At 69.1% G+C, this 21521-nt stretch carries 21 protein-coding genes; 12 read left to right on the top strand and 9 right to left on the bottom strand.

Annotation, left to right across the window (positions count from 1 at the left end; all coding sequences use genetic code 11):
• The coding region (locus tag ABD255_RS06955; RefSeq protein WP_344211019.1) for a hypothetical protein at window positions 1-412 on the bottom strand (412 nt) is incomplete at its 3' end.
• A 29-nt stretch (window positions 413-441) separates the two neighbouring features.
• Between ABD255_RS06955 and ABD255_RS06950 the strand changes: the two genes are divergently transcribed.
• Complete coding sequence (locus ABD255_RS06950; protein WP_344211017.1) at window positions 442-648, top strand: hypothetical protein; 207 nt, start codon at window positions 442-444, stop codon at window positions 646-648.
• Between the two features lie 284 nt (window positions 649-932).
• Window positions 933-1310 (top strand): hypothetical protein, encoded by a 378-nt coding sequence (locus ABD255_RS06945; protein ID WP_344211015.1) that lies wholly within the window; start codon window positions 933-935, stop codon window positions 1308-1310.
• Window positions 1311-1313: 3 nt separating this feature from the next.
• On the opposite strand, the gene ABD255_RS06940 is transcribed toward ABD255_RS06945, so the two are convergent.
• The 3 genes from ABD255_RS06940 to lpdA all read right to left on the bottom strand — a co-directional run bounded on the left by ABD255_RS06940 (window position 1314) and on the right by lpdA (window position 6250).
• On the bottom strand, window positions 1314-2204 hold the full coding sequence (locus tag ABD255_RS06940; RefSeq protein ID WP_344211013.1) for a TIGR01777 family oxidoreductase: 891 nt from the start codon (window positions 2202-2204) through the stop codon (window positions 1314-1316).
• Between the two features lie 392 nt (window positions 2205-2596).
• On the bottom strand, window positions 2597-4738 hold the full coding sequence (gene sucB / locus ABD255_RS06935) for a 2-oxoglutarate dehydrogenase, E2 component, dihydrolipoamide succinyltransferase (RefSeq protein ID WP_344211011.1): 2142 nt from the start codon (window positions 4736-4738) through the stop codon (window positions 2597-2599).
• A 123-nt stretch (window positions 4739-4861) separates the two neighbouring features.
• Complete coding sequence (gene lpdA, locus ABD255_RS06930) at window positions 4862-6250, bottom strand: dihydrolipoyl dehydrogenase (protein ID WP_344211009.1); 1389 nt, start codon at window positions 6248-6250, stop codon at window positions 4862-4864.
• A gap of 147 nt (window positions 6251-6397) precedes the next feature.
• On the opposite strand from lpdA, the gene ABD255_RS06925 reads away from it, so the two are divergent.
• A complete protein-coding gene (locus tag ABD255_RS06925) occupies window positions 6398-6715 on the top strand; it encodes a hypothetical protein (protein ID WP_344211007.1) in 318 nt (105 codons plus the stop codon).
• A gap of 31 nt (window positions 6716-6746) precedes the next feature.
• Here ABD255_RS06925 and ABD255_RS06920 read toward each other — a convergent pair whose 3' ends face one another.
• The 4 genes from ABD255_RS06920 to ABD255_RS06905 form a co-directional block, all read right to left on the bottom strand.
• A complete protein-coding gene (locus ABD255_RS06920; protein WP_344211006.1) occupies window positions 6747-7190 on the bottom strand; it encodes a nucleotidyl transferase AbiEii/AbiGii toxin family protein in 444 nt (147 codons plus the stop codon).
• A 47-nt stretch (window positions 7191-7237) separates the two neighbouring features.
• Window positions 7238-7363: a hypothetical protein gene (locus tag ABD255_RS06915; protein WP_344211004.1), complete on the bottom strand. Its 126-nt coding sequence runs from the start codon at window positions 7361-7363 to the stop codon at window positions 7238-7240.
• A 1-nt stretch (window position 7364) separates the two neighbouring features.
• Window positions 7365-8000, bottom strand: coding sequence for a type IV toxin-antitoxin system AbiEi family antitoxin (locus tag ABD255_RS06910; RefSeq protein ID WP_344211002.1), 636 nt, complete (start codon window positions 7998-8000; stop codon window positions 7365-7367).
• Window positions 8001-8140: 140 nt separating this feature from the next.
• Complete coding sequence (locus ABD255_RS06905; RefSeq protein ID WP_344211000.1) at window positions 8141-9634, bottom strand: leucyl aminopeptidase; 1494 nt, start codon at window positions 9632-9634, stop codon at window positions 8141-8143.
• A gap of 166 nt (window positions 9635-9800) precedes the next feature.
• On the opposite strand from ABD255_RS06905, the gene gcvT reads away from it, so the two are divergent.
• The 6 genes from gcvT to ABD255_RS06875 all read left to right on the top strand — a co-directional run bounded on the left by gcvT (window position 9801) and on the right by ABD255_RS06875 (window position 17252).
• Complete coding sequence (gene gcvT / locus ABD255_RS06900) at window positions 9801-10922, top strand: glycine cleavage system aminomethyltransferase GcvT (protein WP_344210998.1); 1122 nt, start codon at window positions 9801-9803, stop codon at window positions 10920-10922.
• 260 nt (window positions 10923-11182) lie between these two features.
• Window positions 11183-12190: an ABC transporter permease gene (locus tag ABD255_RS06895; protein ID WP_344210996.1), complete on the top strand. Its 1008-nt coding sequence runs from the start codon at window positions 11183-11185 to the stop codon at window positions 12188-12190.
• A 40-nt stretch (window positions 12191-12230) separates the two neighbouring features.
• Window positions 12231-13988, top strand: a complete 1758-nt coding sequence (locus ABD255_RS06890) for an ABC transporter substrate-binding protein (protein WP_344210994.1) — start codon at window positions 12231-12233, stop codon at window positions 13986-13988.
• A 95-nt stretch (window positions 13989-14083) separates the two neighbouring features.
• Complete coding sequence (locus ABD255_RS06885) at window positions 14084-15076, top strand: ABC transporter permease (protein WP_344210992.1); 993 nt, start codon at window positions 14084-14086, stop codon at window positions 15074-15076.
• The gene (locus ABD255_RS06880) at window positions 15073-16173 is read left to right on the top strand and encodes an ABC transporter ATP-binding protein (protein WP_344210990.1); all 1101 of its coding nucleotides are present in this window, start codon (window positions 15073-15075) and stop codon (window positions 16171-16173) included. Before ABD255_RS06885 ends, ABD255_RS06880 begins: the two co-directional genes overlap by 4 nt.
• A gap of 8 nt (window positions 16174-16181) precedes the next feature.
• Complete coding sequence (locus tag ABD255_RS06875) at window positions 16182-17252, top strand: ABC transporter ATP-binding protein (protein WP_344210988.1); 1071 nt, start codon at window positions 16182-16184, stop codon at window positions 17250-17252.
• A 6-nt stretch (window positions 17253-17258) separates the two neighbouring features.
• Here ABD255_RS06875 and ABD255_RS06870 read toward each other — a convergent pair whose 3' ends face one another.
• Window positions 17259-18473: a low temperature requirement protein A gene (locus tag ABD255_RS06870; RefSeq protein WP_344210986.1), complete on the bottom strand. Its 1215-nt coding sequence runs from the start codon at window positions 18471-18473 to the stop codon at window positions 17259-17261.
• Window positions 18474-18591: 118 nt separating this feature from the next.
• On the opposite strand from ABD255_RS06870, the gene ABD255_RS06865 reads away from it, so the two are divergent.
• Genes ABD255_RS06865 through ABD255_RS06855 form a run of 3 tightly spaced genes read left to right on the top strand, consistent with a single transcriptional unit; the run spans window position 18592 to window position 21410 of the window.
• Entirely contained in the window at window positions 18592-19620 is a 1029-nt protein-coding gene (locus ABD255_RS06865) for an NAD(P)-dependent alcohol dehydrogenase (RefSeq protein ID WP_344210984.1), read from the top strand.
• 12 nt (window positions 19621-19632) lie between these two features.
• On the top strand, window positions 19633-20667 hold the full coding sequence (locus ABD255_RS06860; protein WP_344210983.1) for an amidohydrolase family protein: 1035 nt from the start codon (window positions 19633-19635) through the stop codon (window positions 20665-20667).
• A complete protein-coding gene (locus ABD255_RS06855; protein ID WP_344210981.1) occupies window positions 20667-21410 on the top strand; it encodes an iron-sulfur cluster assembly protein in 744 nt (247 codons plus the stop codon). The genes ABD255_RS06860 and ABD255_RS06855 overlap by 1 nt, the downstream gene beginning before the upstream one ends.
• Window positions 21411-21521: the final 111 nt, after the last annotated feature.

Here is a 21521-nt window from a genome sequence, read left to right as displayed (position 1 = left end):
CGGCGGCCGCACCGGCCCGCACCCCAGCCCCCAGCACCGAGACCCCCGACCCCCCTGCCCCCATCACCGACACCCCTGCCCCCATCACCGACACCGCGGCCGCACCGGCCCGCACCGGCGACCTTGCCACCGACAGCACCTCCGATTCCCCACCCACAGCCCACCAGCCACCCACCCGCACCACCACCGCCAGCCGGTCCACGACCCGCGGGACCACCGAGCGCGGGCTCACCGAGCGCGGGTCCAGCGACGGTGGGCCCAGCGAGGGTGCGTCCAGTGGCGGCCGGCTCAGCGAGGGTGAGTCCAGCGACGGTGGGCTCAGCGAGGGTGCGTCCAGCGGCGACGGGCCCACCGAGCATGCGTCCAGCGACCGCGGGCCTAGCGACCATGGCGCTGCCAGCCGCGCGTCCACCAGCGGGCTCCTCCGGCGCAGCCGCCCGGATGGGCGCACGGAAGGAGCGGCTGCAGGCAAGCGCAGCACCCGCAGTCGGCTCGCTGGCGGCCAGGGCACCACAGGCCGTCCGGGAGTGGGCGACCAGGACGGCCCCCGCCGTTCGCGCGCTGGCGGCCAGCGCGGCAACCGGCGTCGGGTCAGCGGCGCTCGCCGCAGTACCGAGCAGGCCGGTGTCAGCACTGGCGGCGGCGTGAAACGCCGTACGGGCGGCGCCGGGCGTGCGGGGCAGCGACGGTTGGCCTTCGGGGTGTTGCTGGCTGGTTCGGTGGTGGCGGTTGGTGTGTTGGTGGTGGGGCTGGTCGGCGTGTTGGGGAAATCTGCGACCGGCTCGACGGCGGCGGCCAACAAGCCGACTCAGAGCCAGACACCTCAGAGCCAGACACCTCAGAGCCAGACACCCATCCCACAGGCTGAGAATTCGGCGCAACCAACGCCCTCGATCTCCCCGGGCGGAGTTCGGGCGTCGAAAGACCACGACGTGTGGCTGCGAACTCTGCAAGGGCTGGACGCACGGCGGGCTCGGGCATTCTCGACTTTGAATCAGGCCGAGCTCGACAAGATCTACGTGCCAGGCACAGCGCCGTGGACCTCCGACCGCTCCCTGCTGACCACCTACCAGCAGCAGAAGATCCGCGTCGACGGACTCCGCGTGCAGATCGACAGCTTGACGATCGAGCAGCCCGGCGCCGACACCGTCGTACTGCGCATCGTCGACCGCCTGGTCGCAGGCGCCACGATCGACTCCGCCGGACACCGAACGCCCCTCCCACCAGGCCCAGCAACCGCCCGCCGAATCACCCTCAGAGCAGAAGCAGGCAACAAGACCTGGCGGATCTCCGCGATCACGGCCGCCTGATGACTACCGATCGAAAGCTGACGCCAAGGCCGATTCCGAAGTGGGGTGGGAGAACGTGAACCCGGTGTCGAGAAGCTTGCTGGGCAGTGCGCGATTGCTGCCGATCAGTTCCCACGCGAATTCGCCGAGCACGGTCTTCAGGACGAAGGACGGAATGGGGATGAGAGCTGGCCGGTGGAGGGCGGCGGCGAGGTCATGGGTGAACTGCCGGTTGGTGACCGGCGTCGGCAGAGCCACATTGACCGGACCGCTGACCTTGTCGTTTTCGGCGGCGTGCCGCACCGCGCGGAGCCAGTCGGTCAGGGAGACCACGGGGAAGTACTGCTTGCCGGAGCCGAGGCAGCCGCCGACACCGAGCCGGAACGGCAACGAAAGGAGCTGGAAGGACGGCGCCGAACGGTCGAGCACGAAGCCGGTACGCATCGCGACGACGCGTGATCCGGCCTCGCGCGCCGCGTCGGCCGCACCTTCCCAGACCCGGACCACGTCGGAGAGGAACCCCTCGCCGAGCGACGAATCCTCGGTGAGGATCTGGTCGCCGCGGTCCTTGCCGTATCCGCCGATGCCGCTCTGGGTGATGAACACCGGCGGCCGCTCGAGCTGGGCAGCCGCGGCGGCGAGGGTCGAGTTCGTACTGACCCGGCTCTCGCGAATCGTCTTCTTGTACGTCGGGGTCCACGGCCGGCCGATGTTCGCCCCGGCCAGGTTGACCAGTACGTCGGCATCCTCGAGCGCGGCCAGGTCCAGCTGGCCCTGGGCGGGATCCCAACGGACCTCGTCGGGCCGGCTCGGTGCGCGGCGAACGAGCCGCACGACCTCGTGGCCGTCGGCTGTCAGGTCGCTGGCCAGGGACTTGCCCAGGAAACCACTCGAGCCGGCCAGAACGTACTTCATCCTCAGATCCTCCCGGGATCGACTCGATGGTCTTCAGCGCATCGCCAGGTCGCCGACGCGTCGTGGGCCAGGTACCCAACACCCGCCGTGGCGGACACACACCAGGCGACGATCCGGCCGAAGACACCTGCCCGCTGCCGACTCGTCGCCACCCGGGCAACCTACCCGCTCGTACTTCGGCGCCGACGCACCTCCGGATCGGTGCGCGCCGCCACCAACAAAAGGCCACCCGCCTCACCACCCACCCGCCCCACCCGGACCGCGACCTCGCGGGCGGAGGCGTTGGCGGTAGAAAGCAGCCGACCCGCCGCGGGGGTGGAGGCCCTGGCGGCGGGTCGGCAACGGAAGTGCGGGCGGTCAGTCAGGTGATGGCTGACCACCGGATGTGCTTGTCAGACGTCGAACTGGGCTTCTTCGAGGCGCTGCTTGACTGCCGTCAGGTAGCGGGCCGCGTCGGCGCCGTCTACGAGGCGGTGGTCGTAGGTGAGGGCCAGGTAGACCATCTGGCGGATCGCGATGGTCTCGCCGAGCTCCGGGTGGGTGATGACGACCGGGCGCTTGACGACCGCGCCGGTACCGAGCATGCCGACCTGCGGCTGGTTCAGGATCGGCGTGTCGAACAGGGCGCCGCGGCTGCCGGTGTTGGTGATGGTGAACGTGCCGCCCGCCATCTCGTCCGGCAGCACCTTGTTGTTGCGGGTGCGGTCGGCCAGGTCGGCGATCTTCTTCGCCAGTCCGGCGATGTTCAGGTCACCGGCGTTGTGCACGACCGGGACCATCAGGCCCTTCTCGGCATCGACGGCGATGCCCAGGTGCTCGGCGGCGTGGTACGTCACCTCACCGGCCTCGTCGTTGATCGACGCGTTCAGCTTCGGGTACTGCTTCAGCGCGTCCACCGCGGCGAGCGCGAAGAACGGCAGGAAGGACAGCTTGACGCCCTCGCGGGCCTCGAACTCGGCCTTCTTCGCCTGCCGCAGCTTGGCGATCTCGGTGACGTCGACCTCGACCACGGTGGTCAGCTGCGCCGAGACGTGCAGCGAGTTGACCATGTGGTTCGCGATCGCCTTGCGGATCCGGCTCATCTTCTCGGTCGTACCGCGCAGCGGGCTGACCGTCGCGGGCTTCGCAGCAGCCGGGGCGGACGATGCGGCAGCCGGAGCGGGGGCGGCCGCGGCTGCCTTCTTGGCCTCGGCGGCGGCGATGACGTCCTGCTTGCGGATGCGGCCGCCGACGCCGGTGCCCTGGACCGAGCCGAGGTCGACCTGGTGCTCCGCGGCCAGCTTGCGGACCAGCGGGGTGACGTAGTTCGGGCCGTCGGAGGAGGAGCCGTTTGACGAGGCGGCCGGGGCAGACTGCTGAGCTGGGGCCTGGGCGGGCTGCGCCGGGGGAGCGGACTGAGGGGCCGGAGCCTGCGCGGCGGGCTGAGCCGGAGCCTGAGCCGCCGGTGCCTGAGCGGACTGCGGGGCAGGGGCCTGGGCGGGAGCGGACTGGGGCGCCGGTGCCTGGGCGGCCGGTGCCTGGGCCGGGGCGGACTGCGGGGCCTGTGCGGAGGCCGACTGCGGTGCCTGGGCCTGCGGTGCCTGGGCCTGGGGGGCGGCCTCCTGCTGCGGCTCTGCCGGCTGGGAGGGTGCGGACGCGGCCGGGGCGGCGTCGCCGGAGCCGACGATGGCTAGTTCGGCGCCGACCTCTACGGTCTCGTCTTCGGCGACCTTGATCTCCAGGAGCTTGCCGGCGACCGGCGAGGGGATCTCGGTGTCGACCTTGTCGGTGGAGACCTCGAGGAGAGGCTCGTCGACGGCTACGTCGTCGCCTACCTGCTTGAGCCAGCGGGTGACGGTGCCCTCGGTGACGCTCTCGCCCAAGGCCGGGAGGGTGACGGAGGTGCCGGATGCGGCCGAGGAGGTCGCGGGGGCTGAGGCGGCTTCGGCCGGAGCGTTGGAGGAGGAGGCGTCGCCGGGGGCGGCCTGCTGCGCGGCCTGCGCGGGCTGGGCCTGCGTGGCAGCCTCCGCCTGCGGTGCGGCCTGCTGGGCATTCGCCTGCGAACGTGCGTCCGCCTGCGGGACCTGAGCCTGCGCGGCGGCGTCGGCCTGCGGGGCCTGGGCCTGTGCGGCGGCGTCGGCCTGCGGGGCCTGGGCCTGCGGGGCGGCGTTCGCCTGCGGGGCCTGGGCCTGCGGGGCGGCGTTGGCCTGGGCGGGCTGCTCGGCGGGTGTCTGGGTGTTCTGCGCCTCGGCGGGAGCCTGGGTGTCCGCGGAGGACTGGTCGGCGGCGGGAGCGTCTGAGGAGCCGGAGGATTCGCCGGCGTCGCCGATGACGGCTAGTTCGGCGCCGACCTCTACGGTTTCGTCTTCGGCGGCCTTGATCTCCAGCAGGGTGCCGGCCACGGGGGAGGGGATCTCGGTGTCGACCTTGTCGGTCGAGACCTCCAGCAGGGGCTCGTCAACGGCAACCGTGTCACCGACCTGCTTGAGCCAGCGGGTGACGGTTCCTTCGGTGACGCTCTCCCCGAGGGCCGGCAGGGATACAGAGGTCGGCATGACGGTCGTTGCTCCTTCGTCTGATCGGTCGAGTGTCAGCCTACGGTGCCGCCGGAACGGGCGAGATTCGGGTCACAGCCGACCCGCACGTCCCAGCGGCATCGAAACTACCCGCGGCTGGCCTTACTCATGGAAGTGCAGGGGCTTTCCGGCCAGCGCGAGATGCGCTTCGCCGAGAGCCTCGCTCTGGGTCGGGTGGGCGTGCACCAGCGGCGCGACGTCGGCGGGGAAGGCCTCCCAGTTGTAGATCAGCTGGGCCTCGCCGATCAGCTCGCCGACCCGGGAGCCGACCATGTGCAGGCCGACCACCGCGCCGTCCTTGGCCCGGACCAGCTTGACGAAGCCCTGGGTCTTGAGGATCTGGCTCTTGCCGTTGCCGCCGAGGTTGTAGTTCAGGATCTCGACCTCGCCGTACTTCGCCCGCGCCTGCTCCTCGGTCAGGCCGACGGAGGCGACCTCGGGCTCGGAGTACGTGACGCGCGGGATGCCGGCCTCGTCGATCGGGGCCGGGTTCAGCCCGGCGATGTGCTCGGCGACGAAGATGCCCTGCTGGAAGCCGCGGTGCGCGAGTTGCAGGCCGGGCACGATGTCGCCGACCGCGTAGACGCCCGGCATACTGGTCTGGAGGTTCTCGTCCACCGTGACGAAGCCGCGGTCGAGTGCGACCCCGACCTCCTCGTAGCCCAGGCCGGCCGTGTTCGGGCCGCGCCCGACGGCGACCAGGAGCAGTTCGGCCTCGATCACCTCACCGCCGGCGACGGTGACGCGTACGCCGTTGTCCACCACCTCGACCGACTCGAACGCGGTCCCGGTCTTGAACGCGATCTTGCGCTTGCGGAAGGCCCGCTCGAGGGTCTTGCTGCAGTCGGCGTCCTCGGCCGGCACCAGCCGGGGGAGCGCCTCGACGATGGTCACCTTGGTGCCGAACGATGTCCAGGCGCTGGCGAACTCGACGCCGATCACGCCGCCGCCGAGGACCACCGCGGACTCCGGCACCCGGTCGAGGGTCAGCGCGTGCTCGCTGGCGATCACCCGGTGGCCGTCGAGCTCCAGGCCCGGCAGCGACTTGGAGTACGAGCCGGAGGCGATGATGACGTTGCGGCCGGTGTACGTCGTACCGGCGACCTCGACCGTGGTCGGGGAGGTGAGCCGTCCCTCGCCCTCGATCACGGTGATGCCGCGGGACTTGATCTGCCCCTGCAGGCCCTTGAACAGCCGGTCGACGACGCCGTCCTTGTACTTGTTCACGCCGCCCATGTCGACGCCCTCGAGCGTCGTCCGGACCCCGAACTGCTCGCCCTCGCGGGCCGAGTCGGCGACCTCGGCCGCGTGCAGCAGCGCCTTGGTCGGGATGCAGCCGCGGTGCAGGCAGGTGCCGCCGAGCTTGTCCTTCTCCACCAGAGCCACCGACTTGCCCAGTACTGCGGCGCGCAGCGCGGCGGCATAGCCACCACTGCCACCGCCGAGGATCACCAGGTCGTACGTCGCGTTGCTGTCTGCCGTGTTCGTCACAGGTTCCTCCGTGGGCGTCAGGTCGGCGGGCGGCCCCCGGATCGCGGAGTTCCGGCCCGGGCGTCATCTTGTCACCGTCGGCCCGACGCGTCCCGTCCGGGCCCACGCTGCGGGCCGGATTTGCGGGAATGGTGGACACTTGCTCCCATGAAGTGGTTCGGTCGCCGGCAGAAGCCCGGCACGATGCGCAAGTCGGACACTCCCGACCAGGCGCACCTGCGAGAGTTCGCCCAGACCCGGCAGGGTGTCGAAGGGTTCGTCGAGCCGCGCACGGCGGTGACCGACTACACGCTGCTACTCGTCGCCATCGACGGTGAGTGGACCCGTCGCCGGGTGCCGTCGGTCGAGTGGGCCCACAACTTCGCCAACAAGCTGGGCATCCCGTCGTACGACGCTGCCGTCGTCGGCTACCCGCCCCGGATGCGCGAGTACAACGCCCGAATGAAGAAGAACGGCCTCAGCTAGAGGCTCGGACGAGCGCGGGCGGTGTCACCGCCTACATCGAGCCGCGCGCCTTGGCCCAGTTCCTCCTGACCACCTCAAGTGCATCCGCGGCTGTGATCTCCAGCCTCAACTGCCCGCCAAGGTCCCGGCGCCAACGGCTCTCGTCTGGCGGAGTCGCGAACATACTGTCGTCAGGCGGCCGATTCGTCGGACCGTAGCGAACGAACAGACGCGCCGCCTCCGGACTGATGAGATCGATCATCGCCAGTGCCCAGAGGTCGTACAGGTCTCGTGCAGCGGCTCGGTCGAACCAAGCTGTCGTCTTCCATGCGGCGAACGAGGGTGGTGTCGGTGTGGACAGCCGCGCGGGTGGCGCGTCGCTGTAACGCTGCACCAGGTCGACGGTCCGCACCGGCCACTTCGGGTATCCGAGCGGATCCAGGAGTTGGAGTCGTACGGTCAGACCATCCGGTGAGCGCAGGAGCGCGGAGTCCACGTCTCGGACCTCGGTCAGTGATGGCTCCCCAGGACAGTCGTGGGAACTCACGTCTCCCCTGCCACTTCGGTGAGTGCCGCGAGCAGGTGGGAGATCAGGTGATCTCGCCTGATTTGGTTGTCGGAGGCTCCGAAATGATCCGCGATGGTGCGGGCCTCGGCTGGGTTCAGCATCTCAATTCCTCGCGGCGAGGGCGCGTTCGACGGTGGCGCGGCGATGTTGTTGCTGGGCGAGTTCGAGGAGGAGGTCGAGGTCGGACCGGCTCAGGAGGGCGTCGACGGCCTCCTCGGCCGCATCCGGGGCGCCGCCGAGTTGCGGTCTCGCGATCAGGTCCAGCGCTGTCTGCTCGATTGTGGTGACCCAGCCCGTTGCGAGTTCGGTGTGCTGACGCTGCAGGTCGAGGGTCGCGAGGTTTCTCCGGACGAACAGAATCTCGGCGTCGCGGTCGACGAGGGTGATGTCGCGGCGGTGGTGGGCGACGGCGACCGTGGCGATGTTGATGACTCTCGGAATCGCGTCATGGATGCGCGCCGCGCTGATCCCCATCAACGCGGCGGAGTCCGGACGCCCGCCGGCGGTGGCGATGCCGATGGCGACTGCCTCGAGGTCCGGCAACCAGTTCGTTCCCACCATGTCGTCTGGCACGACGGCGTACTGACCACTCGCCAACCGATGAAGAGCTCCCGCGTCCTCCAGTCGCCGGAACTCAGGCCGGGGATGCGCGTAGATTCCTTCGGCGTCGGCAGGCCTGAGCACGCGGCCCCGCCGGACTAGGTCCGGCGGGATGCGCCCAGTTGCATAGGAGGGCATTCATTGTCACATTCGTAGGGTATTTGCCTACGATTGTGACAGTGAAGGTGGACGCTGGCAACTCCCGGACAACTGGCTAGAGGATGGGTGTGCCGTACCGGACCGCGAGGGGTGCACGATGTTGGAGATCCGCTACCTGATCAGCTGGCCGCGGCGGCCAGTTCCACTAGCGTGCGGACCGAGTACCCGGTGCCGCCCGGGGTGGTGTAGCCCGAGGCGCCGCCGTCGTTGAAGGCCGGGCCGGCCACGTCCAGGTGCACCCAGTCGATGCCATCGGCAACGAAATCGCCGAGGAACGCGGCCGCGGCGAGTGCGCCGCCCCAGGCCTCGCCGGTGATGTTCGCCAGGTCGGCGATCTTCGAGTGCGAGCGCAGCTTGTCCAGCATCTCGGCCGGGATCGGCAGCGGCCACATCGCCTCACCCGCGGCGACGGCGGCGTCGACCACCCGGTCACGGGCGGTGTCGGTGTTCGCGAACGCGCCGGCCACCTTGGTGCCCAGGGCAACGACGCAGGCCCCGGTCAGGGTGGCCACATCGACGATCAGGTCGGGCTGGTCCTCCGAGGCCCGGACCAGGGCGTCGCCCAGGACGAGGCGGCCCTCGGCGTCGGTGTTGAGCACCTCGACCGTCTTGCCGCCGTACATGGTCAGTACGTCGGACGGCCGGGCCGCCGAGCCCGACGGCATGTTCTCCGCCATCGCCGCGTAGGTGGTGATCTGGACCGGCAGGCCGAGTCGCGCGATCGCGACGGTGGCGGCGATCACGGCCGCGGCACCGGCCATGTCGGACTTCATGCTGATCATGCCGCTGGCGGTCTTCAGCGACAGGCCGCCGGAGTCGAAGGTGATGCCCTTGCCGACGAAGGCCAGGTGCGTCACCGGCTTCTTCGGCGTGTAGGTGAGCCGGACCAGCCGCGGCGGGTTGGTGGACCCCTGGCCGACGCCGAGGATGCCGCCATAGCCGCCCTTGGCCAGCGCCTTCTCGTCCAGCACCTCGACCTTGACGCCGTGCTCCTTGCCCAGCTTCTGGGCGTGGGCGGCGAACTCGGCCGGGTGCAGGTCGGACGGGGGCGTGTTCACCCAGTCGCGGACCTGGTGGACGGCCTCGGCGGTGACCTCGGCGCGCTCGACGGCGACCTTGGCGTCCCGGTTGCGGGCCAGGTCGGTCAGCACGATCACGTTGCCCGGCGTCTCGCTGTTCGCCTCGGACTTGTAGGTGGTGAAGCTGTAGCGGCCGATCAGCGCGCCCTCGGCGACGGCCCGGACGCACTCGGCGTCAGGCGTCGGCAGCGCGAAGGCGACGGACTGGGCGGTCTTGGCGGCCCGGATCCCGACGCCGGCCGCGACCCGCAGGTCCTCGGTCTTGAGCGCGCCGTCCGGTGCGCTGCCCAGGCCGACGGCGATCAGCATCGCCGACCTGCCGGGCTTCGGGCCCGGCACCTTGGTCACCTCGCCCGCCTTGCCGGTGGCGCCGAGGCCGGACAGCACCTCCACCAGCTTCCCGCCGTACGCGGCGTTCAGCGACTCGGTCCCGGCGGGCAGGGTGACGCCGCCGTCGAGCTTGACCACGCCGATGACCAGGACGTCGGTCTTGACGCCGGCCGGATCGGACTTGCTCAGGGTGATGGTGCTCACGAAATCCTCAGTCCTCCTTGACCGGGTGGCAGGGTGCCGGTCGTGACGGTACGTGAATGCTGCCTCCGCATGCTACGCGGCGCGGGCCCGCGATCGGACACAGCGCCGACCCGCGGCGTGATGTCGGCCGCATCACAGGACGGCCGAGTCCGGTAAGTTCCGCTGCATGACCGAGTCTCCCGCCTTGAAGAAGTCTCCCCTGCACGAGCGGCACGTCGCCCTGGGCGCCAAGTTCGCCGAGTTCGGCGGCTGGGAGATGCCACTGGAGTACGGCGGGGTCGTGGCCGAGCACACCGCGGTCCGGACCTCCGTCGGCGTCTTCGACGTGAGCCACCTGGGCAAGGCGACGGTCAAGGGCCCGGGCGCCGCGGAGTACGTGAACTCCTGCCTGACCAACGACCTGGGCAAGATCGCGCCGGGCCAGGCGCAGTACACGCTGTGCTGTGCCGAGGACGGCGGCGTGGTCGACGACCTGATCGCCTACCTGCACGCCGACGACGACGTGTTCCTGATCCCGAACGCGGCGAACACCGCCGAGGTCGTTCGCCGGCTCGCCGAGCAGGCGCCGGAGGGCGTCGTGGTGACCAACACCCACGACGACTACGCGATCCTGGCCGTCCAGGGCACCAACAGCGACGACGTGGTCGCCGCCATCGGTCTGCCGACCGGCCACGACTACATGTCCTTCGCCGTCGCCGCCTTCCCCAGTACGCACAGTTCCGGTACTCCGGTCGTGGTCTGCCGCACCGGCTACACCGGCGAGCGCGGCTACGAACTGGTGGTCCCGAACGAGGCGGCCGTCGGGATCTTCGACGCGCTGCTGAAGGCAGGGGAGCAGTACGGCATGGTCCCCGCCGGTCTCGGCGCGCGCGACACCCTCCGTACGGAGATGGGCTACCCGCTGCACGGCCAGGACATCTCGCCCGAGATCACCCCGGTCCAGGCCCGGTCCGGCTGGGCCGTGGGCTGGAAGAAGGAGCACTTCTGGGGTGACCAGGCTTTGCGCGCGGAGAAGGAGGCCGGCCCGGCCCGCATCCTCCGCGGCCTGCGCGCCGTCGGCCGGGGGATCCCGCGGCCGCACATGACGGTCGCCGACCCGGCCGGTACGGCGCTGGGCGAGGTCACTTCCGGCACCTTCTCCCCGACGCTCAAGAAGGGCATCGCCCTCGCGCTGCTCGATGCCTCGGTCAAGGAAGGCGACCAGGTCGCCGTCGACATCCGCGGCCGGCAGGAAGCGTTCGAGGTGGTCAAGCCTCCGTTCGTGACGGTGCACGTCCGCGAGAGCTGACGGGAAGCAGTTCGGCACAGTCCGTGACGAGGTGGCACAGAAAGGCCACTGTCCGGGCTGTGTCGCTGCCTTTTCGCGAGCGATTCCTTGCGGTCAGTGACCTACTACCAGCGAATCCGTCAAACCGTCAGCCACTCCGGTAACGATTTGCGTACTCGTGCCGCAACCGGCTGGTCTAGTTCTGACGGCGTCCGGCAGGCTAACGCGCGGCTCTGGGGGAGCCGGATGTCAACTGGATTTCAGAGCTGACCGGAGCGCGCATGAGTATTGGGTCCCCCGACTCGACCGTGGGTGTCGAGGACCACCCGGCGTCGGCGGAGCCGGCCCGTGCGGCCTCCGTCGCCCACGGCAAGTCTCCGACCCGGGTCGCGCTGGACCGGCTCCGCAAGGACAAGGTCGCCGTCGCCTGCGCCTGCGTCGTGCTGTTCTTCATCCTGATCGCTGTGTTCGCGCCGCTGCTGACCAAGCTCGAGGGCGCCGACATCGGCACCTTCAATCCGGCCCTGGTCGACGAGTACGGCTTCCCGCTCAGCGGGCCGACCGCCGAGCACTGGTTCGGCGTCGAGCCGAAGACCGGCCGGGACAACTTCGCCCGCTGGGTGTTCGGCGCTCAGCCGTCGCTCATCGTCGCGTTCGTCGCCACCCTGTTCGGCACCGTCGTCGGCGTGCTGATGGGCCTGCTGGCCGGCTTCCTCGGCGGCTGGGTCGACCGGGTGATCTCCTGGGTGATCGACTTCGTGCTCAGCCTTCCGTACCTGCTGTTCGCGATCGCGATGGTGCCGATCGTCGAGTCGCTGCGCGGTGGATCGTTCACCCTGACGCCCGACGAGCAGGCCTCGACCAGGTTCTACGTACTGATCTTCGTCCTCTCCTTCTTCGGCTGGGCCGGCCTGGCCCGGATCATCCGGGCCGAGGTGCTGTCCCTGCGCGAGCGGGAGTTCGTCCTCGCGGCGCGGGCGATCGGCGTACCGACCCGGCAGGTGCTGTCCAAGGAGTTGCTGCCGAACCTGGTCGCGCCGATCGTGATCTCGGCCTCGCTCTCGCTGCCGGCCTACGTGACCGCGGAGGCGGGCCTGTCCTTCCTCGGCGTCGGTCTGATCGAGCCGAAACCATCCTGGGGCCAGACGATCGCGTCCGCGACGAACTGGTTCAAGGCCGACCCGTTGTACCTGTGGCTGCCGGTGCTGGGCATCACCGCGCTGGTGCTCGCGCTCGCCCTGCTGGGCGACTCCGTGCGAGACGCCTTCGACCCCAAGACTCGCCGGTAGCCCGGCGTTGCCCCAGCGGCAGAAAAGGAGAAACACGACAATGCAGTGGAAGCGCATCACCGCAGTCGCGGCAACGGTCATGCTGGCGGTCGGCGCCTGCGGCAGCCCGTCGTCGAACAACACCAGCGGCGGCACCGGGGGCGATGCCGGCAAGGCTCAGGAGAAGGCGACGGACGCGGCGCTGAAGGGTCCGGTGGCGGAGATCCAGGGCGCGAAGAAGGGCGGCACGGTCACCGTCTTGTCCGACGTCTCGCCGGACACGCTCGACCCGACCAACATCTACTACATCGACGGAACGCAGATCGCCAAGCTGATGTACCGCGCGCTGACGCAGTACAAGCTGGACCCCAAGTCCGGCAAGCCGATCCTGGTTCCCGACCTCGCCGAGGACCTGGGCACCAAGTCCGCCGACGGGCTGACCTGGACGTTCAAGCTCAAGCAGGGCATCAAGTACATGGACGGCCGGGTGGTCAAGGCCGAGGACTACGCGTACGCGATCAAGCGGTCCTTCGCGCACGACCTGTACGACGCCGGCCCGGCGTACCAGACCCAGTTCTTCAAGGACGGCGAGAGCTACGGCGGCCCGTACGGCCCGAACGGCGACAAGTACGCCGGGGTCGAGACGCCGGATGAGAAGACCCTGATCATCCGGCTGGCCAAGAAGTTCGACGACCTGCCCTTCTTCGCGGCGTTCCCGCTGTTCACGCCGATCCCGCAGGACAAGGACACCCAGAAGAACTACGACCAGAAGCCGATGACGACCGGCCCGTACCAGGTCGCGTCGTACACCACCGGCACCCAGCTCAAGCTGGTCCGGAACCCGCACTGGGACCCGAAGACCGACCCGGTCCGGCACCAGTACCCCGACGGCTGGGACTTCAAGTTCTCCCAGGACGTGCTCAAGGTGCAGCGTCAGGTGCTCGCCAGCACCGGCCCGGACGCGAACGCGCTGAACTACACCGACCTCGACGCCAGCCTCATCCCCGAGGTCAAGGACCAGAGCCAGATCGTCCGCGGGCAGAAGCCGTGCACCAGCTTCTTCGGCATGGACACCCGCAAGATCCCGCTGGAGGTCCGCCAGTTGATCGCGCAGGCGTTCCCGTACGACACCTGGCGCAAGGTCCGGGGGCTGAGCCCGGACACCGCGATCCCGGCCTCCACCATCCTGCCGCCGGCCGTCCCGGGTCACGAGAAGTTCGAGCTGCCGGGCCTGACCGGCCGCGGCAAGGGCGCCGAGGACCCGGCCGTCGCGGAGGAGATCAAGTCGAAGCTGAAGGACCTCGGCAAGGAGAACTTCACCCTCAGCTGGTACTACGCCAACGACGACAAGCCGCGGACGCTGGCCAACCAGCTGTGGACCCAGGTGTTCACCGCGGCCGGCTTCAAGGTGAAGTCGGTCGGGGTGCCGAAGGCCAAGATCCGCACCATGACGAACGACCCGAGTGCTCCGGTGAACATCGGCCAGGGCCCGAGCGGCTGGTGCTCCGACTGGCCGTCGGGTTCGAGCTGGATCCCGGTGCTGTTCAAGTCCGACGCCGTCAAGCTGAGCAACAGCGTCGGCATGCTGCAGGACAAGGACCTGGACGCCGAGATCGACCGGGTCGCGGCGCTCAGCCCGGACGACCAGCTGAAGGAGTGGCCGAAGGTCGACAAGCTGATCCTGGACAAGCACCTGCCGGCTCTGCCGCTGTACTACAGCGCCAGCGCCTACCCGGTCGGCAAGAACATCGGTCACGCCGTTCACGACATGACCCAGGGCATGCCCGAGTTCACCTCGATCTTCCTCAAGCAGCCGTGATCCGGACTGTGCCGAGCAGCAGTCTGATCACCTGACGGTGGGGTGACGGCCGGATCCCGGTCCGGCCGTCACCCCGATCGATGAGGAGAAACCTCGTGCTCTACTTCGTGGCGCGCCGGCTCGTCAGCGCGCTCAGTGTCGTGCTGGCCACGCTGATCGCGACCTTCACGCTCTTCTTCGTCGCCCCGACCGACCCGGCCGCGGCGATCTGTGGTGACCGCAACTGCACCCAGCAGCGGTACGACGAGATCAAGGAGAACCTGCACCTCGACCGGCCGAAGGTGCGGCAGTTCGCCGAGTTCACGGTCGGCATCTTCGCCGGCCGGACCTTCGAGACGGCCGGCACCAAGCGGGAGTGCGGCCCGCCCTGCCTGGGCTTCTCCTTCAAGAGCGACCGGCCGGTCACCGAGTTGCTGAAGACGCGGCTGCCGGTGACGGTGTCGCTGGTCGCGGGGTACGCGGTCCTGGTGCTGACGATCGGTGTCTTCGTCGGCTCGATGGCCGCGAAGCGGCGCGGCGGCACCGGCGACCGGGTCCTGATGAGCAGCACGCTGATCCTCAGTTCGATCCCGTTCTACATCGTCGCGCTGATGATCTCGCTCTACCTGACGATCCTGTACCCGATCCTGCCGCGCGGCGGCTACACGCCGATCTCGGAGAGTCCGGGGAAGTGGTTCGCCGGTCTGCTGACGCCGTGGCTGGTGATCGGCGTCTACAACTGCACGCAGTACGCGCGTTACGCCCGCGGCTCGATGGTGGAGACGCTGAGCGAGGACTACATCCGTACCGCGCGCGCCAAGGGCCTGTCGGACCGGGTCGTCACCTACAAGCACGCGTTGCGAGCGGGCATGATCCCGGTCATCACGATCTTCGGCCTGGACATCGCCGGCAGCCTCGCCGGCGCCATCTTCACCGAGAAGATCTTCGACCTGCCGGGCCTCGGCACCCTGGTGCTGGAGAGCCTGACCACCTACGACCTGCCGGTGATCATGGGCACCGTCCTGGTGGCCTCCGTCATCCTCGTCACGATGAACTTCCTGGTCGACGTGGCCTACAGCGTAATCGACCCACGAGTGAGGATGTCATGACCCTGGACAAGCTCTCCGCCCAGCCGGTCACCGCCACCCGCGAGCGGCGGGCGACCTCGCTGACGCCGAGCGGCGAGACGCCGTACCTGGTGGTCGAGGACCTGACCGTCCGGTTCCCGACCGCCGACGGCCTGGTCAGCGCGGTGAACGGGCTGAGCTACGCCGTCCCGCTCGGCCGGACGCTGGCGATCGTGGGCGAGTCCGGCTCGGGCAAGTCGGTGTCGAGCATGGCCGTGATGGGGTTGCACGACCCCCGGCGGACCAGGATCAGCGGGTCGATCAGGCTCGGCGGCGACGAACTCGTCGGGCTGCCCGAGAGCGACCTGATGAAGGTCCGCGGCGACGCCGTCGCGATGGTCTTCCAGGACCCGCAGTCGTCGCTGCACCCGCTCTACACCGTCGGCGACCAGATCATCGAGGCCTACCGGGTGCACCACCCGGTGTCCAGGAGCGTCGCGAAGAAGCGCGCCCTGGAGATGCTCGACCTGGTCGGCATCCCGAACCCGGTCCGCCGGTTCAAGCAGTACCCGCACGAGTTCTCCGGCGGGATGCGGCAGCGCGCGATGATCGCGATGGGCCTGGTCAACGACCCGAAACTGGTGATCGCCGACGAGCCGACCACGGCGCTCGACGTCACCGTGCAGGCGCAGATCCTGGACCTGCTGAACACCCTGCAGAAGGAGTTCGGATCCGCGATCGTGCTGATCACGCACGACCTGGGCGTGGTGGCCGAGATGGCCGACGACGTCCTGGTGATGTACGCCGGTCGCTGCGTCGAGTACGGCACCGCCGAGGACGTGCTCGCCCGGCCGCGGATGCCGTACACCTGGGGTCTGCTCGAGTCGATCCCGACGGTCTCCGCCGCGAGCGAGCGGCTGCGCCCGATCAAGGGCCTGCCGCCGAGCCTGCTGGCGCTGCCGAGTGGCTGTTCGTTCAACCCGCGGTGTCCGTACACAGAGCGGGTGCGAGGTGAGCGCTGCACCACCGACCTGCCCGAGTTGCTTCCGGTGGACGGTGCCGGAGCCCACACGTCCCGCTGCCACCTGCATGACAAGGCCTCGATCTACGAGGTCGAGGTCGCGCCGAGACTGGGCTGAGGACAGAGATGAGCAACACAGTGCGATCCCGTGACATGGCACCTGACGCGGCGCCGGTCGACACGTCCCCGCTGCTGCAGGTGCGGCACCTGACGATGCACTTCCCGATCAGGGAGGCCGCCGGCCTGCGCCGTACCCGGAAGGTCGTGCAGGCCGTCGACGGCGTCAGCTTCGACCTGGGGCCGGGCGAAAGCCTCGGCCTGGTGGGGGAATCCGGTTGTGGCAAGTCGACGACGGGCCGGATGATCACCCGGCTGCTGAGGCCGACGGCGGGCCGGATCCTGTTCAAGGGCACCGACATCGCCCGGATGAGGGAGAAGGACCTGCGCCCGTTCCGGCGGCAGTTGCAGATCGTCTTCCAGGATCCGTACAGCTCGCTGAACCCGCGGCAGACGGTCAGCAACATCCTCAGTACGCCGCTGCGCGTGCACAACCTGGTCCCGAAGGGCAAGGAACTCGACCGGGTCCAGGAGTTGCTGGAGCGGGTCGGCCTGAACCCCGAGCACCACAACCGCTACCCGAACGAGTTCTCCGGCGGCCAGCGGCAGCGGATCGGCATCGCCCGGGCCCTCGCGGTGGAGCCCGAGGTGATCATCGCCGACGAGCCGGTGTCCGCGCTGGACGTGTCGATCCAGGCGCAGGTGATGAACCTGCTGGACGACCTGCGCCGCGACCTCGGCATCGCCTTCGTCTTCATCGCCCACGACCTGGGTGTGGTCCGGCACTTCTGTGACCGGGTCGCGGTGATGTACCTGGGCAAGATCGTCGAGCAGGGCCCGCGGGAGCAGATCTACGGCGCCCCGCAACACCCGTACACGCAGGCGTTGCTGTCCGCCGCACCCGACCTGGGCACGATCCGCGGCATCCCGCCGAAGGAGCGGATCCGGCTGGTCGGCGACGTCCCGTCCCCGATCGACCCACCGAGCGGTTGCCGGTTCCGGACCCGCTGCTGGAAGGCCGAGGACATCTGCGCGCACCAGGAACCGTCCCTGGTGCCACGCGGCCGCTCCGGCCCCAGCCACGCGGCCGCCTGCCACTTCGCCGAACCGAAACTCGACCTCACGGCCGCCACCGCCTGAGCTCTTCTACTCGTGGTGGCTGTGTTTGAGCTCGTCGCGTTCCTGGGCGAAGCGGACTGACTCGAAGGCGACCAGGCCGGCAAGGATCGCAGTCAGTACTGCGACCTGGGCCAGCGCCGGCAGGTCGGACAACGCCAGTACCGCGACCGCGCACAAGGCGGCGGCGATCAGGCGGCTGATGCCCACTTTGTGGGTGGTTCGCCACTTGAAGGCGACGTGGCCGAGTAGATAGAGCACGACGCCGGCGAAGAGCGCGAACAGGCCGACGCCCTTCAGCGGGTCGTCGAGGTGGTGGTGCTCGGTGTCACCGACGTACTCGAGCACCTTCTTCAGGCCGAGGGCGAGCAGCACGATGCCGGTCACCATCGGGAAGTGCAGGAACGTGTAGGCGTCGCGGCCCAGCTTCGGCTTGGTCTCGGCCGGTTCGGAGACCAGCGCCTGCTCGCCGAAGTGGACCGTCGCGTCGAAGTAGATCCACCACAGCGCCGAGGCGATGGCCAGGCCGAGGACCGAGGCGATGATGATCGGCCAGGAGATGGGCAGGTCGGTGACGCCGACGCCGATCGCCACGATCGACTCGCCCAGCGCGATGATGATGACCAGGCCGTGCCGCTCGGCGAAGTGCCTTGCCGAGTGCAGCCGCCAGCCGCGGGCATCGATCAGGTAGGTGCCGCCGTAGTCGGCAGCCAGCGCCGCGGCCCACAGCAGCGTCTGGGTCGTGCCGTGGAACTGGGAGGCGACGAGCAGCAGCGCAGTACCGGCCAGCATCGACGGCGCGAATCGGAGCAGGGTCCGGCGCAACTGGGCGTCGCCGTCGGCGATCAGCCAGAACAGCCACAGGTGCATCGCCCGGAAGGCGAAGTACGCGACGGCGATGACCACCGGGCCCGGAAGGCCGCCGGGCAGGTCGTGGAAGGCCTCCGGGATGGCGAGCGCGATCAGGAACATCGCCGCCATCGCGGCCAGCATCACCGCCCGGATCGGCCCCTCGTCAGCCTTCACCAGGTTGCACAGCCAGGAGAAGCCGATCCAGCTCCACCACAGCAACCCGATCAGCAGGACGCCGCGGATCACGCCGGGCCAGGTCAGTTCGTGGGCCATCAGCGCGGTGATCTGGGTCAGCGCGAAGACGAAGACCAGATCGAAAAACAGTTCCAGCGTGGTGACCGAGTGACCCTCGGAGGTGGCCTGCGCCCTGATCGGCGCCCTGCGTTTGCTCATGGCGCTCATTGTGTCCGACGAAGCGGTTATCGGAAGGCGATAACGCCTCTTTCCGCGCACCGCGGCCGACCGACAGCATCGGACCACCGATCTCCCTGACCGGAAGGATGTGGCCGCGGTGAAGGCTGTTCGAGTCCATGAGTACGGAAAGCCACCGACCCTCGACGACGTCCCCGATCCGGGCCTGAACGGGCCGCTGGACGTCATCGTCAAGGTGGACGCGGCCGGGGTCTGCCGCACCGACCTGCACATCATCGAAGGGCAGTGGGCCGAGAAGAGCGGCGTGGAACTGCCCTACGTGATCGGCCACGAGAACGCCGGCACGATCGTCGAGGTCGGTCAGGCCGTGACCGGGGTGAGCCCGGGCGACAAGGTGATCCTCCACCCGCTGGTGACGTGTGGACTGTGCCGGGCCTGCCGAGCGGGCGACGACGTGCACTGCACGAACTCCGAGTTCCCCGGCATCAACCGCGACGGGGGCATGGCCGAGTACCTCCGTACGTCGATCCGCTCCGTGGTGAAGCTGGACGACGGACTCGCGCCAGCGGACGTCGCGGCGCTGGCCGACGCGGGGTTGACGGCGTACCACGCGGTCCGGAAGGCGGTTCCGCTCGTGCATCCCGGTGACCGGGTGGTGATGATCGGCGCCGGGGGACTGGGCCACATCGGCCTGCAGTGTCTGCTCGCCCTGACGCCTGCGCGGATCACGGTGGTGGACCGGTCGGCCGAAGTACTGGAGAAGGCCTCGAAGCTCGGCGCGCACGACACCGTGCTGAGCGACGGCGACCAGGTCCAGCAGGTGCTCGACCAGACCGGCGGCGAGGGCGCGCAGGTGGTCCTCGACTTCGTCGGCGAGCACGGCACCGAGGCGGACGGCGTGGCGATGACGCGCAACTCCGGCTCGTACTTCGTGATCGGGTACGGCGGCAAGGTCGACGTCCCGACCATCGACATCATCTCCCGCGAGATCAACGTGGTCGGCAACCTGGTCGGTTCCTACAACGACCTGGACGACCTGATGACGCTGGCCGCGCAGGGCCGGGTCCGGCTGGCCACCAAGCAGTACTCCCTGGACGACGCGCTGACCGCGCTCGACGACCTCGACGGCGGCCGGGTCCCCGGCGGTCGCGCCATCCTCACGAGCTGAAGGGCTGTTCACATGTACAGCAAGGACGGGAACGACTACTTCATCGTCGACAGCCACGTGCACGCGTGGGACGCGACGCCCGCGAACCAGGCCAACCGGTACGGCGAGGGCTTCATCAACTGCTTCTACGACTACCACCGCAACCTGTCACCCGAGGACAAGGTGTGGACGCTGGAGGAGTTCCACAAGCAGTCCGAGGAACGCATCATCAAGGACCTGTTCACCGACGGGTACGTCGACTGGGCGATCTTCCAGCCGACCTACCTGACCGACTTCTACGTGAACGGCTTCAACACCACCGAGCAGGACGGGCTGATCGCGGAGAAGCACCCGGACAAGTTCATCGTGAACGGCTCCTGGGACCCGCGCGACGGCGAGGCCGGGCTGGACAAGCTGACCGAGCTGGCCGAGCGCTGGAATTTGCAGGGTGTGAAGCTCTACACGGCCGAGTGGAAGGGCGATTCCAAGGGCTGGAAGCTGACCGACCCGTGGTCCTACCGCTACCTGGAGAAGTGCGAGGAGCTCGGGATCCGCAACATCCACATCCACAAGGGCCCGACGATCTACCCGCTGAACCGGGACGCGTTCGACGTCGCCGACGTGGACGACGTCGCCTCGGCGTTCCCCGGGCTGAACTTCATCGTCGAGCACGTCGGCCTGCCGCGGCTGGAGGACTTCTGCTGGATCGCCACCCAGGAGCCCAACGTGTACGGCGGGCTCGCGGTAGCGATGCCGTTCATCCACAGCCGGCCGAAGTACTTCGCCCAGATCATCGGCGAGTTGCTCTACTGGATCGGCGAGGACCGGATCACGTTCGCCAGCGACTACGCGATCTGGACGCCGGCCTGGTTGATCGAGAAGTTCGTGGACTTCGGGTACCCGGCGGAGCTGGACGAGTACCCGGAGCTGTCGGTGACGGCGAAGAAGAAGATCCTCGGGCTGAACGCGGCGAAGCTGTACGGCATCGACGTACCGGCCGAGCTGCGGCTGCCGGAGAACACCACGGACAAGGCCCCGATCGGCTCCGAGCCGCTCCCGGTGGCGTGATGACCGCCGATGTGGCCGTCGGGCCGCCGGGTGTGCGGCCGGACGGGGTCGAGGAGGGGATCTGGGCCGGCCTGGCGACGGTTCGTGATCCCGAGTTGGACGCGCCGATCACGGAGCTCGGCTTCGTGTCGAGCGTGGTCTCGTCGGCTGAGGTGCTGACGGTCGAGCTCCGGCTGCCGACGTACTTCTGCGCGCCGAACTTCGCGTATCTGATGGTCGCCGACGCGTACGACGCCGTCGCCGCGCGGGCGGGTGATCGGGCGGTGGTGATCCGGCTGCTCGAGCACTTCGCGTCGGACGAGATCAACGCAGGCGTCGCGGGTGGACGGGGTTTCGCCGGCTCTTTCCCGGGCCTTGCGGACGGCGAGCTGGAGCAACTCCGGATCACCTTCCAACGGAAAGCCCACCGCGCCTGCCAGGAGCAGGTCGCGTCGCACCTTCTCAAGTCCGGCTGGTCTGTCCCGGACCTGTCCGGGGCGACTCTGGCCGACGCCTCACCTGGCGAGGACCTGGATCGCCTACGCCGCCGCCGTACGGAGTTGAACCTGCCTGCGGATCCTGAGGCCCCGCTGCTGGTCCAGGACGACGGAACCCCGATCGCTGAGCTGGACCTCCCGGTGCAACTCCGCCTGGCCAAAACCACCCGAATCAGCATCGAAGGCAACTCAGGCCTCTGCCGAGGCCTCCTGAGCGTCCGCTACAACCTCCCCCGCCCGCCAGACGTGGACCAGGTGAGCGGATGACCGCGCCTCGCCGGGGGCGTGCGGTCGGGTTGGTTTCGAGGCAGGCTGTGAGGGTGAACGCCTCTGCTCCTCAGCTTGATCCACCCGCCGCAGGCGGGGGAGCAGCGCTGC

This window comes from Kribbella sancticallisti (genome assembly GCF_039530625.1).
Taxonomy (GTDB): domain Bacteria; phylum Actinomycetota; class Actinomycetes; order Propionibacteriales; family Kribbellaceae; genus Kribbella; species Kribbella sancticallisti.
This window is presented reverse-complemented; position numbering and strand designations above follow the sequence as displayed.

Bases quoted from the DNA above. Each gene is read 5' to 3' on its own strand.
- ABD255_RS06950 (WP_344211017.1), top strand. From the start codon at position 442: ATGGGCGCACGGAAGGAGCGGCTGCAGGCAAGCGCAGCACCCGCAGTC.
- ABD255_RS06940 (WP_344211013.1), bottom strand. From the start codon at position 2,204: ATGAAGTACGTTCTGGCCGGCTCGAGTGGTTTCCTGGGCAAGTCCCTG.
- sucB (WP_344211011.1), bottom strand. From the start codon at position 4,738: ATGCCGACCTCTGTATCCCTGCCGGCCCTCGGGGAGAGCGTCACCGAA.
- ABD255_RS06925 (WP_344211007.1), top strand. From the start codon at position 6,398: ATGAAGTGGTTCGGTCGCCGGCAGAAGCCCGGCACGATGCGCAAGTCG.
- ABD255_RS06915 (WP_344211004.1), bottom strand. From the start codon at position 7,363: ATGCTGAACCCAGCCGAGGCCCGCACCATCGCGGATCATTTCGGAGCC.
- ABD255_RS06910 (WP_344211002.1), bottom strand. From the start codon at position 8,000: ATGCCCTCCTATGCAACTGGGCGCATCCCGCCGGACCTAGTCCGGCGG.
- gcvT (WP_344210998.1), top strand. From the start codon at position 9,801: ATGACCGAGTCTCCCGCCTTGAAGAAGTCTCCCCTGCACGAGCGGCAC.
- ABD255_RS06895 (WP_344210996.1), top strand. From the start codon at position 11,183: ATGAGTATTGGGTCCCCCGACTCGACCGTGGGTGTCGAGGACCACCCG.
- ABD255_RS06890 (WP_344210994.1), top strand. From the start codon at position 12,231: ATGCAGTGGAAGCGCATCACCGCAGTCGCGGCAACGGTCATGCTGGCG.
- ABD255_RS06880 (WP_344210990.1), top strand. From the start codon at position 15,073: ATGACCCTGGACAAGCTCTCCGCCCAGCCGGTCACCGCCACCCGCGAG.
- ABD255_RS06875 (WP_344210988.1), top strand. From the start codon at position 16,182: ATGAGCAACACAGTGCGATCCCGTGACATGGCACCTGACGCGGCGCCG.
- ABD255_RS06870 (WP_344210986.1), bottom strand. From the start codon at position 18,473: ATGAGCAAACGCAGGGCGCCGATCAGGGCGCAGGCCACCTCCGAGGGT.
- ABD255_RS06860 (WP_344210983.1), top strand. From the start codon at position 19,633: ATGTACAGCAAGGACGGGAACGACTACTTCATCGTCGACAGCCACGTG.
- ABD255_RS06855 (WP_344210981.1), top strand. From the start codon at position 20,667: ATGACCGCCGATGTGGCCGTCGGGCCGCCGGGTGTGCGGCCGGACGGG.